The organism is Trichocoleus desertorum ATA4-8-CV12 (assembly GCA_019358975.1).
GTDB lineage: Bacteria > Cyanobacteriota > Cyanobacteriia > FACHB-46 > FACHB-46 > Trichocoleus > Trichocoleus desertorum_A.
Window position 1 is genome coordinate 1 of record JAHHIL010000055.1, and the last position, 15,414, is coordinate 15,414.

12 protein-coding genes and 4 pseudogenes are annotated in these 15,414 nt (G+C 49.8%); 11 read left to right on the top strand and 5 right to left on the bottom strand.

What is annotated here, in order from left to right; all coding sequences use genetic code 11:
* Positions 1-254 precede the first annotated feature (254 nt).
* The 3 genes and pseudogenes from KME12_23995 to KME12_24005 all read left to right on the top strand — a co-directional run bounded on the left by KME12_23995 (position 255) and on the right by KME12_24005 (position 3,193).
* A pseudogene (locus tag KME12_23995) lies at positions 255-506 on the top strand (sodium-independent anion transporter).
* Positions 507-524: 18 nt separating this feature from the next.
* Complete coding sequence (locus KME12_24000) at positions 525-1,181, top strand: Na(+)/H(+) antiporter subunit B (protein ID MBW4490847.1); 657 nt, start codon at positions 525-527, stop codon at positions 1,179-1,181.
* Positions 1,182-1,264: 83 nt separating this feature from the next.
* Complete coding sequence (locus KME12_24005; GenBank protein MBW4490848.1) at positions 1,265-3,193, top strand: GUN4 domain-containing protein; 1,929 nt, start codon at positions 1,265-1,267, stop codon at positions 3,191-3,193.
* A gap of 3 nt (positions 3,194-3,196) precedes the next feature.
* On the opposite strand, the gene KME12_24010 is transcribed toward KME12_24005, so the two are convergent.
* Entirely contained in the window at positions 3,197-3,340 is a 144-nt protein-coding gene (locus KME12_24010; GenBank protein MBW4490849.1) for a hypothetical protein, read from the bottom strand.
* Here KME12_24010 and KME12_24015 point away from each other — a divergent pair.
* The 7 genes and pseudogenes from KME12_24015 (at position 3,327) to KME12_24045 (ending at position 9,785) form a co-directional block, all read left to right on the top strand.
* Positions 3,327-4,281 (top strand): annotated as a pseudogene (locus KME12_24015) (potassium-transporting ATPase subunit KdpA). The gene KME12_24010 and the pseudogene KME12_24015 overlap by 14 nt on opposite strands.
* Positions 4,281-5,065, top strand: a pseudogene (locus KME12_24020) (sensor histidine kinase KdpD). Before KME12_24015 ends, KME12_24020 begins: the two co-directional pseudogenes overlap by 1 nt.
* Entirely contained in the window at positions 5,019-5,222 is a 204-nt protein-coding gene (locus KME12_24025) for a hypothetical protein (GenBank protein ID MBW4490850.1), read from the top strand. Before KME12_24020 ends, KME12_24025 begins: the two are co-directional and overlap by 47 nt.
* An 18-nt stretch (positions 5,223-5,240) precedes the next feature.
* A complete protein-coding gene (locus KME12_24030) occupies positions 5,241-5,651 on the top strand; it encodes a hypothetical protein (GenBank protein ID MBW4490851.1) in 411 nt (136 codons plus the stop codon).
* 284 nt (positions 5,652-5,935) lie between these two features.
* A complete protein-coding gene (locus KME12_24035; protein MBW4490852.1) occupies positions 5,936-7,810 on the top strand; it encodes a helicase-associated domain-containing protein in 1,875 nt (624 codons plus the stop codon).
* Between the two features lie 3 nt (positions 7,811-7,813).
* On the top strand, positions 7,814-9,487 hold the full coding sequence (locus KME12_24040) for a DEAD/DEAH box helicase (GenBank protein MBW4490853.1): 1,674 nt from the start codon (positions 7,814-7,816) through the stop codon (positions 9,485-9,487).
* A 58-nt stretch (positions 9,488-9,545) separates the two neighbouring features.
* Positions 9,546-9,785 (top strand): annotated as a pseudogene (locus KME12_24045) (transposase).
* 31 nt (positions 9,786-9,816) lie between these two features.
* Here the strand turns inward: KME12_24045 and KME12_24050 are convergent.
* Positions 9,817-10,251, bottom strand: a complete 435-nt coding sequence (locus KME12_24050; GenBank protein ID MBW4490854.1) for a hypothetical protein — start codon at positions 10,249-10,251, stop codon at positions 9,817-9,819.
* A 172-nt stretch (positions 10,252-10,423) separates the two neighbouring features.
* Positions 10,424-13,165: a cation-transporting P-type ATPase gene (locus tag KME12_24055; protein ID MBW4490855.1), complete on the bottom strand. Its 2,742-nt coding sequence runs from the start codon at positions 13,163-13,165 to the stop codon at positions 10,424-10,426.
* Between the two features lie 223 nt (positions 13,166-13,388).
* Between KME12_24055 and KME12_24060 the strand changes: the two genes are divergently transcribed.
* Entirely contained in the window at positions 13,389-13,568 is a 180-nt protein-coding gene (locus KME12_24060) for a hypothetical protein (protein MBW4490856.1), read from the top strand.
* Positions 13,569-13,771: 203 nt separating this feature from the next.
* Here KME12_24060 and KME12_24065 read toward each other — a convergent pair whose 3' ends face one another.
* Together KME12_24065 and KME12_24070 are read right to left on the bottom strand one after the other, a co-directional pair.
* On the bottom strand, positions 13,772-14,701 hold the full coding sequence (locus tag KME12_24065; GenBank protein ID MBW4490857.1) for a HEAT repeat domain-containing protein: 930 nt from the start codon (positions 14,699-14,701) through the stop codon (positions 13,772-13,774).
* A 274-nt stretch (positions 14,702-14,975) separates the two neighbouring features.
* Positions 14,976-15,377 (bottom strand): hypothetical protein, encoded by a 402-nt coding sequence (locus KME12_24070; protein ID MBW4490858.1) that lies wholly within the window; start codon positions 15,375-15,377, stop codon positions 14,976-14,978.
* Between the last annotated feature and the right edge of the window lie 37 nt (positions 15,378-15,414).

Sequence of the window (15,414 nt, forward strand, 5' to 3'; positions counted from 1 at the left end):
GCGTAGCGCATACCCCTCAACTCACGCGGGATGTCCGTGTATCCCGACGCTCACCGTTGGCGTAGCCTGCCGAAGGCATAGCGGTAGAGCGCGGGACTTACAGCCTCCCGAACCCACCACCAGTTAAAAGGTATACAGTCCCAGTCCGTCACCTTTTTAGTGCTACCAGGTTAGTGCTACCAGACTGAGAACCCCAAAAGACTTACATCCTAGCTAAGTTCTGCTCTGAGTAAACTAGCGTTGCATAAGTCGATGTGGCATCCGGTGCAGGCCCGATTGCTGGCTTGTATGGTGCTGTCTGCGTTGGTTTTTTTGCTGCCTTGTTTGGTGGTACACCGACCCTCATTTCAGAACCAACAGGCCCCATGACAGTTGTAATGACCACCATCGTTGCGTCATTAACAGCAAACAATCCAGAGAACGGGCTAGCAATGGCATTCACTGTCGTGATGCTGGCAGGTATCTTTCAAGTAATCTTTGGCATATTTCGCTTGGGTAAATACATTAGAGAAGCACTGAATGAAATGGATCTAATTGCAGCCGGAATTGCCCTCTACGTCAAATTTCTGCTCATGCCCAATCCAGCCGCACATGTATCCGATCTCTCGATTATCGAAGCGGTGGTTCAAGATAGTGGCGTCCCAAATGCAGTTTCGGGCATCATTTTTAGAAATCGACTGTATGACACGATTTTTGAAGTTATCGTCTTTACGATCGCCATCATGGGCGTCCACTTTCTGTTAGCAAATGAGCGACCCTTCCCCACGATTCATCAGTTTACCGATCAGCCTTCAATTGTACTAGCAAGACTGGGAGCTACTATTGCCGCGCTCGTCGGGGTGGAATTGGCGATTCGGGGGCACCTAACTCCGGGGGGTGGATTTGCGGCTGGAGTTGCGGGTGGAACGGCGATCGCACTGGTGGCAATTACCTCACCCTCGGAGTGGATGGAGTCGATTTATCGACGCTGGTATGCCGCCACCTGGGAGAAAATTTCAGTGCTGGTTTTCATTGTTCTAGCGGTCATCACACTGATCGGCGTTGAATTACCCCACGGTGAGTTAGGCGCACTCGTGAGCGGCGGCGTAGTTCCCCTGCTCAACATCCTGGTTGCCATTAAAGTTGCGCTGGGTTCCTGGGCTGCGATTTTGGTGTTTATTCGCTATCGGGGATTGTTGTAAGGAATTTCCGACTAACTGGTTGTATCTAGCTTTAAGAACTAGTGAACCCATCCCTTAATCGCTGCCACTCTTAGGAAGTTTTGATGAATCGCTCCTTTTTCGCTCTCCTACTAGGAACTAGCTTGGTTGTTTCCTGCTTCCCGCTCTCGGTGCTCTCAAATCAGGGCACACCCCAGGTCATGGCTCAAGCGGTTGCTGCCCCAGTGCTAGCTCAGGCTCCGCGCCTGGATGTGAGTGTTCTGCGGGAGCGGCTAAAGGCGCAAGATTGGCAAGCTGCCGATGCTGAAACTCGCCGCATTCTCCAAACTTGGGTGCATCCTAAGGATGATGTTTTTGGCTCACCGCTGGCCACCAATATTCCTCCTGAAGTTCTGCAAACCTTAGACCAGCTCTGGACGGAAGCGAGCGGAGGGCGTTTTGGCTTCAGTGCTCAGAAGCAGATTTGGGATCAAGTTAGAGCCCAACATCCGGATAACACCAACACTGCTGCCAAGGCCTTTGGCGATCGCGTGGGCTGGACTCGACGAACCCCCGATCCAGAAAACTTTGTAGCCCCAGAGTGGCTGACTGAGCCAGAGCTGAATTACTCGCGCCAAGCTCCGGTGGGGCACCTACCTTGGGCAGGTATTTCCTGGGAGCGCATCAATACAATGCTCAATGCCCAAAGCTGTGGCAGTTGTACGATCGATGCTCAGTATTTGCAGGGAGAACGCTTTAACCGATACCTGCCAGTGTTGTTCAATTGGCTCACCACAGCCCTGAAAGACCCTTTACCCACCGAAGGAGCCTGGAACCAAGCCCGTCTCGCCTACTCCATCAATCTCAGAGCGCTTTATTCCGACAATGACTGCCCCGTCTATCCTTTAGCACAGGCGATTAGCCCCAACAGCAAGATTCTGGCAATTAGCAGCTATAGCTATGGACGCTCCTGTCGTGGCGGTGCTAGCGCCCTAGCTCTATGGAATGCTGAGCGAGGGACTCGACTGATTACCCTACTCCGGGGACAAGCGACAGAAGCTCTCTCTGATTCAGGGCCACCTCAGGAACCCGCTACCGAGTCTAACCGCATGGTTGGGGATGTGGTGAATGCGATCGCTTTCACGCCCGATGGTCGTCTCGTGGCAGCGGGGCTATCCAATGGCACGATCCGCCTCTGGGCCACCGATCAAGGCAAAGCACAAGGCAAAGCAGTGCGGACGTTCAGTGGACATCGGTACGCAGTCAGGGCGATCGCCATTAGCACCGATGGTCAACGGTTAGTGAGTACCAGTGCCGACCGCACCATCAAGTTGTGGAACCTACAAACAGGGCAACTTCTACGAACTATCACGTTGCAGCCATCCGATGGCATTGCTCATACTGTGCTCATTAGTGCTGATGGCAAACGACTCGTCACTGCTAGCGATCGCAACAGCTTACAACTGTGGGATACCACAACCGGGCAACTGATTCGCACCTTGGTCAATCAAGCCACCAATCTACCCTCCGGAGCGCCCTTTGCCTTCAGTCCCAATAGCCAGCTCTTGGCAACTGCTGATCCAGATCGCAGCATCAAACTATGGAACGCCACAACCGGAGCGCGGCTGATCACCCTACGCAAGCACAGCGATCGCATCCAATCCCTGGCATTTAGCCCCGACAGTGGGCGTCTAGCTAGTAGTGAAGAAAAAACAGCCTACCTCTGGAATCTCCGCACCTACCAACCCATCCATCGCTTCGGCTTGGTAGACTCCGCTGGACATCCGGTTAAGCCAAACAATCTGGGCTATGTGGCCTTCAGCCCCGATGGCACGATCTTGGCGACTAGTAGCCTGATCCTACCCGTGGTAGAAAGTGAGCCGATTCCCCGACAGGGAGTTACCTTATGGGATACCCAAACAGGGCAAAGCATCACGTCCATCCGAGATGTAAATCGGTTTCAGTTCAGCCCTAATGGTCAGTTCTTGATGACCAACGGGAGAGCAATCCAAATCTGGGAACCTTATCGCCGCCTAATCGCAGCGCCCAATTGATACTCATTCCTGACTCATGAGGGCCACGATCGCCTGGACTAAAACCTTTGGTTCAATGGGCTTGGCAAGATGACGCTGGAAGCCAGCAGCAAAGGCTTGCTGTTGATCCTGTTCCATTGCATAGGCACTCAGGGCGATCGCCTTCATTCGAGGATTGACAGGCAGACCGCTGGGTAACTTCTACGTTGATCTGATTCAATCCATTACGCGAATTCTGCTGCCCATTAGCATTGTGGGTGCGATCGTCTTCATCGCTGCTGGAATGCCAGAGATGTTAGCAGGTCCAGCCATTGTTCCCACACTGGAAGATCCAACCATCAGTCAGGCGATCGCCCGAGGTCCGGTTGCCCACTTTGAGATTATTAAAGAGTTGGGCGAGAACGGTGGTGGCTTTTTTGGCATCAACTCGGCACACCCGTTTGAGAACCCCAATGGATTCACGAATTTGATTGAGCTGGTTGCGATGCTCGTGATTCCGTCCTCAATGATCATCACCTATGGCATCTTTGCCAATAACTTGAAGCAAGCTTGGTTGGTGTACAGCATTCCACTCACGTTTCTGGTCATCTTTGTTGCCATTACTGCGATCGGGGAATACCAGGGCAACTCTGTGGTGAATGCGTTGCTGGGCGGTCAAGCTCCAAATTTGGAAGGAAAAGAAGTTCGATTTGGCTGGGCACAGTCTGCCTTATTTGCCGTGTTTACAACCGCTAGTATGTGCGGTGCGGTGAACGGAATGCATGACTCGTTGATGCCCAACGGCGGCTTTATCACCCTGTCTAATATGTTCCTACAAATTGTGTTTGGTGGGCAGGGAGATTGAGAAACGGGAAGTCGTACTGGCAAGCTTTCTCCTGCTGCTGGTTCACCCGATCGCCGTCTTGATTCCATCTGCTATCACCTTGGCATCGTCTGGGCAGTTGGCAGGCATCAGTAACCCTGGATTTCATGGTCTATCCCAGGTGATCTACGAATACGCTTCCGCCGCCTCTAACAACGGGTCTGGATTGGAAGGGTTAGGCGATGCCACTCTTTGGTGGAATTTGAGTACTAGTTTTAGCTTGCTGGCAGGACGTTACATTCCCATGTGGTGATTGGGCTGCTGGAGACGCACGGACGCAAGGAAACCGCAGAAAAAGCAGAAGGTTTGGAGATAGTGCCACGCCAGCAGATTAATCACAATGGGGTTGTTCTGACGGAAATGGATACAGAGGCAGTGCTGGCACGTCAACCTCAACGGGCTCTGGTGGATGAACTCGCCCATACCAACGTTCCTGGCTCCCAGCGGGAAAAACGCTATCAGGATGTTGAGATGCTTCTAACGGCAGGAATCGATGTCTACTCTACCGTCAACATCCAGCATTTAGAGAGTTTGAACGATCTGGTTGCCCGGATTACAGGGATAGTGGTGCGAGAGCGAGTTCCCGATCGCCTTTTAGAAGAAGCGGATGAAGTTGTCGTTGTGGATGTCACTCCTGAAACACTGGAAGAACGACTACGAGATGGCAAGATTTATGCAATGGAGAAGGTGGAGCAGTCTCTCCAAAACTTTTTCCAGCGTCGTAATCTGGTTGCGTTAAGAGAACTGGCATTGCGAGAAGTCGCAGATAATATTGAGGAAGATGCCCTTGAAGACAATGCCAATAATTCAAAAGTAGACACGCCCTATTGCAGCATCCATGAGCGTGTTTTGGTCTGTGTCTCAACCTACCCCAATGCCCTTCAATTGATTCGACGTGGTGCCCGAATCGCTGGATATATGCACGCTCCTTTCTATTGTTTGTTGATGATCCAGACCGTTTTCTCACTAAAGTAGAGAGTTTGCATGTTGAAACTTGCGAAAGACTTTGCAAGGAGTTTGGTGGTCTATAAGTTCTCCGCAACTGAAGCAGTCGTCCCGAATTGGCAGAGTCAACTCACTCTAAATCTGGTCAGAGCTTATTTCCGAGCCATTGATGTGGATGCACCCGCAGAAGTTCTATTCCGGTGGTTGTGTCAACTGAAGATCGGGTCTTATAGCTATGACTAGCTGGATTACTTAGAGCGGATGTTGTTTGATGTGCGGCAGTCCATCCCCGATCGCCCTAGCCCCAAACAACTACTATCCGGAGTGGAAAACTTAGCGCTGGGTCAGAGTGTGATGGGAGTTTTTAGGCTGGTTGAGTTTGACCTGAATCGACATTTGACGATCGTCCTGGCGGATCAGCGGGCGATCGCAATTTTTGGGGAGATTGCTGCGAGTTATGTGGTGGTGCCGAGAGCCGCAAACACCTGTCGGCTGATTCTCAAGGGACATGTACGCTACATTTCATTGGTCACTGGTATTCAGCAGCGGATTTCTGGAGGTATTGGCTGGAGTGGGTTTACTGATTCCTCGATTCAGTCGGGCTGCGGCTTGGACTCTAGTAGTGCTCTACATTGTGGTTTTCCCGGCGAATCTATATCAGGCAATCCATAATATCGATGTCCCTGCTCTCCCTCACGATCCACCTTTGACTTGGTTGCGGTTGCCTATGCAAGTGTTCCTAGTGGCTTGGGCTTGGTGGTTTACAAAAGGCGATGACGTAATTCAATCACGACAAACTGATGAATGAAAGGTTGGTTATAGCTTCCAGCGATCGCAAACCAAAACTCGAACAAGGCGATCTACTATGAAACGACAACCAAAGCCAGTACACTCAGCATTCTGTAACTTTTCGGTGTTCAACCTGTATGCTGATGGAGTCAATCAGGGATAGCGCTATGCCCTACTACAGCCAGCCAGAGAGAATTTCAACACTGCTCGAAGCCCTCAATCATCAAACCGTTGATCAGCTAAAAGCACTGGCGCAACTGTTGCCGAATGGTAGAATTCCAACGCGAAAAGCCGAGCTTGTCAGCTACGTGATGGAACGAATGCAAGTCAAATCGTTGCGATCGCTATGGCAGCAGGGCGATCGCCTGCAACAAGCCACGATTGTTGAAGTGGTTCACAGCTCAAACGATTACTACCAGCAGCAACGATTTGTCAGCAAGTACGGTGCAGAAGCGACTTGGACGACTGACGAGCGCTCATCCTATTATGCGTTCAACCACAATCCGTCAATTTTGGGGCTGTTTTTCTACAGTGGCACCATGCCGCAAGACCTAAAAGCGCAACTCAAAACATTTGTGCCGTTGCCAGAAACAACGCAAATTGAAAGTCTAGAGACGCTGCCACCTACCCTGACGCGAACGCTCGTGGAGTATAACTACCGCGATCGCAAACAGCACTCTAGACAAGTTGAATTCCCATTGAGTATTCGTGAAACTGAAGCGGTTGCAGGACGAGATGTGCAGACGGTTTTGCGGTTAGTAGACTTGGGCAAAGTGTCTGTCAGCGACAAAACGTTTTTCCCTCCGGGCGCGACCCTGACGACCATTGCTGAAGTGTTGGAAGACGGCGACTACTACAGTGATTGGACAGCGAAGCGATCGCCAGCAGAATGGGATTACAGTTATGACATCGGCGCAATCAAGCCATTCGCCTGGGTGATGCTGTTGCAGGCAGGCAAGCTTGTGGAATTGAACGGTAAACGGTTGGTTCTAACGAAGACTGGACAAAAAGCGATCAATCATTCGCCTGAAAAGACGCTGCAAACATTATGGAAACAGTGGCTGAAAACGACCAGTCTGGATGAACTGCGGCGCATTGACAGTATCAAGGGTCAAACCGGAAAAGCCAAACGCAGCCTCACCGCTGTAGCTGGACGACGCAGCGTGATTGTGAATGCACTGAAGGATTGCCCAGTCACGCGATGGGTGGCGCTGTCCGACTTTTTACGCTACATGGTCGCCGCAGGGTATGACTTTGAGGTTAGCCGCAACAGCGAGACATTGTCGATCGAGGGTTACGGTTCGCTCTACTATGGCAGTTGGCTATTTCTAGAAGCCCGATATATTCTATGTTTCCTGTTTGAGTATGTATCAACGCTGGGCTTAATTGATGTGGCTTACCTGCATCCGGATGAGGGCTTTTTAATATTGCCCAGCAATGATGATTATAATGATGCCACGTTGAGCCGCTACGATGGGCTAGCATATTTTCGTCTGAATGCGCTCGGTGCTTACTGTCTAGGCTTGAGCGATCGCTACGAAGCTGCCGTCCCTGTGCAGAAAGAGATGCTGCGAATTCTGCCCAATTTAGAAGTTGTGGCGGTGAGTGAGCTGTCTCGTGCCGATCGCCTGATGCTCAACAGTTTTCTTGTCTCCGTGTCTGACGTGGTGTGGAAGTTGGATCAGGCAAAGCTGTTGAATGCGATCGCTCAGGGTCGTACCGTGGCGGAACTGCAAGACTGGCTGATTGCCAACAGTAGCGAAGCCTTGCCGCAACCCGTGACTCAGTTTCTTGCCGACCTGCAAACCCGTACTACCAGTCTGCAAGATTTGGGTTCTGCCCGGTTGATTCGCTGTGCTGACGCTGCGCTTGCCGCCCAAATTGCCAGCGATTCGCGGACCAAAGCGTTCTGTTTTATCGCGGATCAGCCGAAAGCTGCTGCTGCGGGACAGGCGTGCTATCTGGTTGTGCCTGCCGAAACAGAAACCAAGTTTCACAATGGGTTAAAGAAGTTGGGCTACAGTCTGCCGGGGTTGAGCTAAATCATGTCCTACGTTGCCGAAAATGCGCTGATTATTCAAAGCGATCGCTCCGTGTTGTTGGAAGTGCATTCACCTCGTGCGGATGCGGCTCGTGCAGCGATCGCCCCCTTTGCGGAACTAATTAAAAGCCCTGAACATATCCACACCTATCAGATTTCACCGCTGAGTATCTGGAATGCTCGTGCCGCCGGAATGCCTGTTGACGACATGATTGCAGCTCTACGCGACCACGCTAAGTACCCAATGCCCGAAGCGGTGGCTCAAGAAATTAGCGCTCTGGGCAGTCGCTATGGTCTGACGGTGATTGAGCGCGATGACAATCGCCTGCTGCTTAAAACCGCCGATGTTCCACTCGCCGAACTCCTCAGCCGCACGAATGAGGTGGCGAAGTATCTCAAAGACCGTCTCTGCGATCGAGTGTTTGCGGTCAATGCTGGCGATCGGGGTGTCTTGAAGCAGGCGTTGCTAGTGGCAGGATATCCGGCGGAAGATTTGGCAGGCTATGTCACGGGCGATGCGCTTAAGTTGGAGTTACGACCCATCACTACATCCGGTGCGCCATTTGGCCTGCGCGATTATCAGAAAGCATCGGCTGAAGCCTTTTATCAGGCGGGACGGGTACAAGGTGGCAGCGGTGTGATTGTGCTGCCCTGCGGAGCCGGAAAAACCATGGTCGGGTTAGCCGCGATCGCGCAGGTGCAGGAAAATACCCTGATTCTCACCAGCAGCCTCACCTCTGTTCGCCAGTGGCAGCGTGAACTATTGGATAAAACAACGCTGCCCCCAGATGCGATCGCCGAGTACAGTGGTGAATCAAAACAGACGGCTCCGATCACGTTGGCGACCTATCAAATCTTGAGCTATCGCGCCAGCAAAGACGGGGAGTTTCCGCACTTCCAACTGTTTAATGCGCGATCGTGGGGGTTAATTATCTATGACGAAGTGCATCTACTGCCTGCCCCCATCTTCCGAATTACGGCTGAACTACAAGCCCGCCGCCGTCTCGGACTCACCGCCACTCTGATTCGCGAAGATGGCAAAGAAGGAGATGTTTTCGCCCTGATCGGCCCCAAACGCTACGATGTGCCTTGGCGCGAACTTGAAGGTCAAGGCTTCATTGCGGCAGCGGAATGCACCGAGATTCGGATTCCCCAAACTACAGCTAGGCAGATGGAATATGCGGTTGCCGACAAACGCCACCAGTTTCGGATTGCCGCAGAAAATCCGCGTAAACATGAAGTGGTGCGATCGCTGTTACAGAAAGAGCACGGTCATCGCATTTTGATCATTGGGGAATTTTTGGATCAACTGAAGCAGATCGCCACTTTGACTGGGCTACCGCTCGTGACAGGGAAAACGCCCCAAACAGAACGCGATCGCCGCTACGAGCAGTTCCGGTCCGGTGAAATCTCCGGGCTAATTTTGTCTCGGGTCGGCAACTTTGCGCTCGATTTGCCTGATGCTGATGTGCTGATTCAAGTGTCTGGCAAGTACGGCTCACGGCAGGAAGAAGCCCAGCGGCTCGGTCGAGTCTTGCGCCCCAAGTCGGATGGTCGTAGCGCCCAATTTTACACGTTGGTTTCCTTGCGTACCTGTGAAGAAGAGTTTGCCCGTCATCGGCAGTTGTTTCTGGCTGAGCAGGGCTACAGCTATCACATCGAAATTCTTGCCGAATGAGGGCGAATTGCCGAGGTTGCGTTAGCAACAACGTATAGCCTACGGCATTCAAGAAAGGCTCTGGTCTGCTATTGACCATCGAACTGGCAAAATGCTGGCTTATGTCCTAGCACCCCATGAGGATGCCGCCTTAATCAAGCTCAAAGCGTTGTTGCATCCGTTTGGTCTCACTCACTTTTACACAGATGCTTGGGGGGCTTATTTGCGATTGCTCGACGAGCAACATCACACCTTTGGGATACACGACATTGTGATTGGATTGTTTATTAACCGCTATGAGTTTGGTCAAGCGGTTTGATCATTTCCAAGTTTTTGTCCTGTACTGAGATTCAAAATACATCATAGACACGCCACGTCCGAATCTCCCAACGCTTAAGGATGGGTTCAGCAATCAAAATCTCATTTTCTACTGCCTCCATGACAATCAAATAATCTCCCTGGTTAAATCTGTTGTTGTAGTTTTCTGCTTGTTCTTCTGGCACTAGCCATCCTCGAAGTGCGCCATACAGACCACCAGCAGTTGCGGCAATTCCACTTCCAAAAAAAGTTGTTAAAAGGCTTTCTACCGCCAATGCCTGACCAATACCAGGAATTAGTAGGCTGCCGAGTCCAACAATTAGGGTAAGTGAGCCTATCCCTATGCTGCCTGTAATTGCGCCTGTTTTTGCACCTTCTACCCTTGTCATTGAAGGCTGCTGTACACTTTGATAAGCCGAACTATCGTCATCACCAGAAGCTTTGGTAATCACCGAAAGCTTCTGCATCGGAAAACCCTTGTTTTCTAGCTCAGTTAGTGCCTGTTCTACGTCTCGATGATTAGAAAATATGCCGATCGCACGTTTGAGATTATGAGAAGCCATAAGACAAAAATGGATATCTAACGCTAAAGATTTCGTAATGTCAGCACAATCAAAAGAGGGGCTTTATTGAAGTCATTTATTTCAATGGAGCAAACCGCTTCAGCAACGCGGCTAAAGCAATCATAGGTAGACCAATGCCAAGGCAAATCAAGCCTTGAGTCAGAGTTAATGCTTCAGTTGCAAAGAGCCTGTTCATGAGGCTCCATTGGCTGAATAGAAGTTGAAGGATGAAAACCCCTGCAATACCGATCGCCACCGCGTAACCCAGCGACTCATCTTTACCACGTAGTTTCGCAGCGATCGCCGAAATAAAGCGGCTAATACCTAATAGGTAAAAAGCTTCTGCTGCAACCAAGGCTTGAATTGCCATTGTCCGCGCCAGATCCTCGTTTCCGGTGGTACGAACAATCCAATTGAACGTTCCAAAGATCACAATCCAGTTAAATAGTGAAACGGTTAAAATTCGGATGATTAGCGTGCGAGACAACAGTGGTTCGTGAGTGGGACGAGGGGGGTGTTGCATCACATCTGGAGAGGGTGGCTCAAATGCCAGCGGTAGACTCAAGGCAACAGAACTGACCATATTCAGCCAGAGAATTTGCACGGGCAGAATCGGCAGTGGAGTTGCTAACATCACCGCAATTAAGATGGTCATGGATTCGCCACCATTCACGGGCAGGATGAAGGCGATCGCCCGTAACAGATTTTTATAAACAGTGCGTCCTTCTTCAACAGCGGCTTCAATCGAAGCGAAGTTATCATTGGTCAGAATCATATCTGCTGCTTCTTTCGTGACTTCGGTGCCCGTGATGCCCATTGCCACTCCAATGTCAGCTTGCTTCAACGCAGGTGCATCATTGACTCCATCTCCTGTCATTGCCACAATCTCACCTTTGGATTGGAGTGCTTCTACAATCCGCAGTTTTTGCTCAGGTGCAACTCGCGCAAACACATCGCTCTGCTCAACGGCGTTGGCTAATCCTTGCTCATCCAGTCGGGCAAGTTCTTGACCTGTGAAAACGGGTGCATCCTTAGTTTGACTTAGACCCATTTGTTGAGCGATCGCCGCTGCTGTTTTGGCATGGTCGCCCGTGATCATCTTGACCCGAATCCCCGCAGACTTACAGGATTCGATGGCGTGAATCGCTTCGGGACGAGGCGGATCGATCATGCCTTGCAATCCCAGGAATACCAAACCTTGCTCCAGGTCAGAATGCTCAATCGAGCTTTGAGAATCAGGTACAGCTTTCTTGGCAAGTGCCAGAACCCGTAGCCCTTTTTTTGCCATGCTCTCTACAGTTTGCTCAATTTGTGTTGGGTTGAGGGCGATCGCTTTGCAGTTCCCCGAAGGGGTAATCGCCTCTCCATCATCATCAACCATCTGACGGCATCGTTTGAGGATGGCTTCAGCCGAACCTTTGACATAAATCAACCGTTCTGGTCGGTTGCGATGCAGTGTTGCCATGTATTGAAATTGAGATTCAAACGGCAGGGTGTCAAGCCGAGGAAGCGCCTGCTCCAGCTTGTCTGTAACGAGTCCAGCTTTGTGAGCGGCAGCAATCAGCGCTCCTTCTGTGGGGCTACCAACCACCATCCAGTTTCCATCCTGCATTTCTAGATGCGAGTCGTTGCACAACAGTCCAGCTTGCAGGCATTCATATAAAGCCGATGTCTTTGCCAGATCAATTGTGTGTCCATTCAGAGAAATTTCTCCATCCGGCGCATAGCCTCCACCACTTACCCGATAACGCCTGCCACCCGCATCAATTTCCTGAACCGTCATTTGATTCTCGGTCAGAGTTCCAGTTTTGTCGGAACAAATCACGGTGGTACTGCCCAGAGTCTCGATCGCTGGCAGTTTACGAATGATGGCGTGGTGCTTTGCCATCTGAGATACACCGATCGCTAATGTCACTGTAAGAATGGCAGGCAACCCTTCGGGAATCGCACTGACCGCCAGAGCAACCGCCGCCTTGAACACCTCAATCCAGGAAAATCCTTGAGCAATGCCGACCGCAAAGGTGAAGGTAGCTAGTCCCAAAATGACGTACAGCAGGGTTTTGCTGAATTTATCGATTTTGCGAGTCAGGGGAGTTTCTATGGTTGTACTTTGTTGCATTAGTTGGGAGAGGTGCCCGGTTTCGGTCATTTCTCCAATGCCCACAACAACTCCACGCCCCTGCCCAAAGGTGATGAGACTGCCAGTGTACGCCATGTTGGTGCGCTCTGCTAGCGGAGTGTCTGCTTCTAGGGGATGAAGGTTTTTTTCGACTGGAACTGATTCTCCTGTAAGGGCTGATTCGTCTACCTGTAAGTCACGAATTTCAATCAGCCGCAGATCCGCAGGTACTTTATCACCGGAAGATAGCAAGACGAGATCGCCAGGAACCAGTTCGCGGGATGAAACCACTTGCTTTTGACCGTTGCGGTGAATTGTTGCATCAGTTGTAACAGCTTCCGATAAAGCAGCGATCGCATCCTCTGCCTTAGACTCTTGCACAAAGCCAATGATGGCATTGAGCAGTGTCACCCCAAAAATCACGCCCGAATCGATCCATTCTTGCAGAAACGCTGTCACTAGCCCCGCAACCAACAAAATATAAAGCAGCGGTTGATTGAACTGCTGGAGAAATCGCAACCAGGCACTCTGTTTTTTCTGAGCAGTTAATTGATTTGGGCCAAAGCGATCGTGTCGCTCCGCTACCTCTGTGAAAGACAAACCCTGCTCAGGATCAGTTTTGAGCAAACGGACAACTTGCTCCTGAGAAAGGTGATGCCATTGCTGTTCTGTTGATTTGACACTATCCAGTACTGTCATCCCATTTCCTCCCGACTCCATATCATCTGGAGCGGCACGGCTGCCGTAAGCCAGCATTGCCTGCTTCACTATCTCTCTAGCGTCCTTCAAGAAAGTGAGCAAAATGTGATCACTAGATTTCTACTGCTCACTTTTGGATCACATTTATGAGCATAAGACTGGGAAGAAATGGAGATAGCTTATGGACTTATAAACCCTGTTTCACTGGATTTATCTGATTGCGATGGCGATCGGCGCATTATATTTCATCGCCTGGTTAATTGGGCCTTCTAGCTTGGGTTGGGTCAACCAAACAATCGAGACATTACTGCTTTGTGTGCTGCCCTTCTTCTCTAAGGTTGGATTTAGCTATCTAGATTTGAATGGTTTGCGTCGCTTAAATACAGAAAGATTAGCAGTCTAACGAACCCGTTCACCCACTGCTAATAGCCTCTTGAACTCAGCCAGTAACCTTTATATAGTCGGTGTGCAACGGGCTTGTTAGACAGTGTCGTTTAATACCAGGAATTCTAGCGGCTTCAGGTACCGCATCTAGAGAGCAAGCTACAATCATTAGTATCCGAGCTACTTGTTGTCTCAATACCTGCAACTTAAACCACCAAGAATTCAATAAAAATTCTTCCTTGATAGAGATGAAGTAGGGCTAAAAACTGTTATCTGAAAGTCTTGCGAGAGATTATACTTGCGTAAGACTTTCTGAACCTCGGAAGATTTTAATGCTGTAGCACAAGCAGAGAGAAACAGTTCTAGGTATTGTAATGACGCTCCAGATTTCTCGAATTCTCTTTGCATCCACTGCCTCACAGCTTCGATTTCGCTTCCACAATAAGGCAAGCCATTCAATCTCCATTTGAGATAGTACTCATCACTATAGGCTTCTGGCAGATTAAAATCTTCTTGACCTGTGAGAAAACTTAATTCCAATTGCCCATACCAAGGAACACAGCGCAAATCAAAGCCATGAATCATTTCAAATTTTAAGCGCCTTTTCCATTGATATAGTTCACTCCGAAGCGCATCTGAAAGCTTTTTAGTAAAGTCAGCCATGCCCTGAATCGTTTCTTCATTGGCTGTTCCAATTGCGAATTTTCGTACTTCTTCATTAGGGTGATTGGCTGCTGCTTCCAAAATAGGAATTATATCTTCATAGTTGACGGCATGCCAAAATAACATTTGATCTAGAATTTCAACGACAGTTCTTTGTATCTGTTCGTCTGGGTCGGCAAGGAATTCAGGAATGTATTCTAAAACTTTCCTATCAGAAGCGTATTTTAGAAGCCATACAGCACTTCGTCGTTCTTCAAGGTTATGGCTAGTTTCGTAGATTTTGTAGCAATGTTTCATTCCTAGAGGTCTGAGGATTTTCAAAACTCCTTCAGCCAAGCCCCAACCTTCATCAAAATTGATGCAGCACTCAACAGCTTGGGCAAAGAAGTCCTCGCCAAGAAGTGCTTCGATCGCGTTTAAACTCAACTGAGTACTCTGTAAATTACCTGTCTCAAGTTCTCTTGCTAACTCTCCCCAGTCAATTCGCATAACGTCTCTAGAAATAATCCTGTTACATAGAGGTCTAACGGTTGCGTTCAGCGGATGTCAGCGATTGTTTTTTGATGGACTACGGCAACGATCAGGGTTACATAGAGGTCTAACTATTATTAGGCTGAAAGCTTCTGCCTAAGATCCCGTAGTGGATGGATAGGCAGAAGCTTTCGACATAACGACAAGGTTGTGCAGCGGCAGATAACCTTAAACTTTTATCAACAACCTATGCGAATCGTGCCCATCAAATTACAACTCTAGTCTAACAGCCTCATTCAACAATCTCATAGCGGACTAACTGGCGTACATCTTGACGAGATAATTGAAGTTCTTGCGCGATCGCGGTCTCTATCCGATTGGGGTCTGTCATCGGCAATTCCAGTTCCAACCGCTTCAAAATAGGATCTGTTGTCTCTACCTCAACCTGCGTGACTTTTTGCTGTCGATTGACGATTGCATTGATTAGCAAAATGTTGATGGATACAGTTGCCTTGATCTGAGTGTCTGCCTGAAGCCTTGTTTGGGTTAGTTGGGGTTGCCGTAGTTCTTGAGCCGTCAGAATATTGGTGCCAAACCAAAAGGCGATCGCTACAAACGGCAATGGCAGCCAGAACTCTGCCCCTGACGCTTGGAACCAATGTTTGATCACACGCCACTCACTACCCTTTTTCATCGACTCACATTTTCCGTTATTTGCACTCTAGTACAGC

Bases quoted from the DNA above. Each gene is read 5' to 3' on its own strand.
- KME12_24000 (MBW4490847.1), top strand. From the start codon at position 525: ATGGATCTAATTGCAGCCGGAATTGCCCTCTACGTCAAATTTCTGCTC.
- KME12_24005 (MBW4490848.1), top strand. From the start codon at position 1,265: ATGAATCGCTCCTTTTTCGCTCTCCTACTAGGAACTAGCTTGGTTGTT.
- KME12_24010 (MBW4490849.1), bottom strand. From the start codon at position 3,340: ATGAAGGCGATCGCCCTGAGTGCCTATGCAATGGAACAGGATCAACAG.
- KME12_24025 (MBW4490850.1), top strand. From the start codon at position 5,019: ATGTTGAAACTTGCGAAAGACTTTGCAAGGAGTTTGGTGGTCTATAAG.
- KME12_24030 (MBW4490851.1), top strand. From the start codon at position 5,241: ATGTTGTTTGATGTGCGGCAGTCCATCCCCGATCGCCCTAGCCCCAAA.
- KME12_24035 (MBW4490852.1), top strand. From the start codon at position 5,936: ATGCCCTACTACAGCCAGCCAGAGAGAATTTCAACACTGCTCGAAGCC.
- KME12_24040 (MBW4490853.1), top strand. From the start codon at position 7,814: ATGTCCTACGTTGCCGAAAATGCGCTGATTATTCAAAGCGATCGCTCC.
- KME12_24050 (MBW4490854.1), bottom strand. From the start codon at position 10,251: ATGCAGAAGCTTTCGGTGATTACCAAAGCTTCTGGTGATGACGATAGT.
- KME12_24055 (MBW4490855.1), bottom strand. From the start codon at position 13,165: ATGACAGTACTGGATAGTGTCAAATCAACAGAACAGCAATGGCATCAC.
- KME12_24060 (MBW4490856.1), top strand. From the start codon at position 13,389: ATGGCGATCGGCGCATTATATTTCATCGCCTGGTTAATTGGGCCTTCT.
- KME12_24065 (MBW4490857.1), bottom strand. From the start codon at position 14,701: ATGCGAATTGACTGGGGAGAGTTAGCAAGAGAACTTGAGACAGGTAAT.
- KME12_24070 (MBW4490858.1), bottom strand. From the start codon at position 15,377: ATGAAAAAGGGTAGTGAGTGGCGTGTGATCAAACATTGGTTCCAAGCG.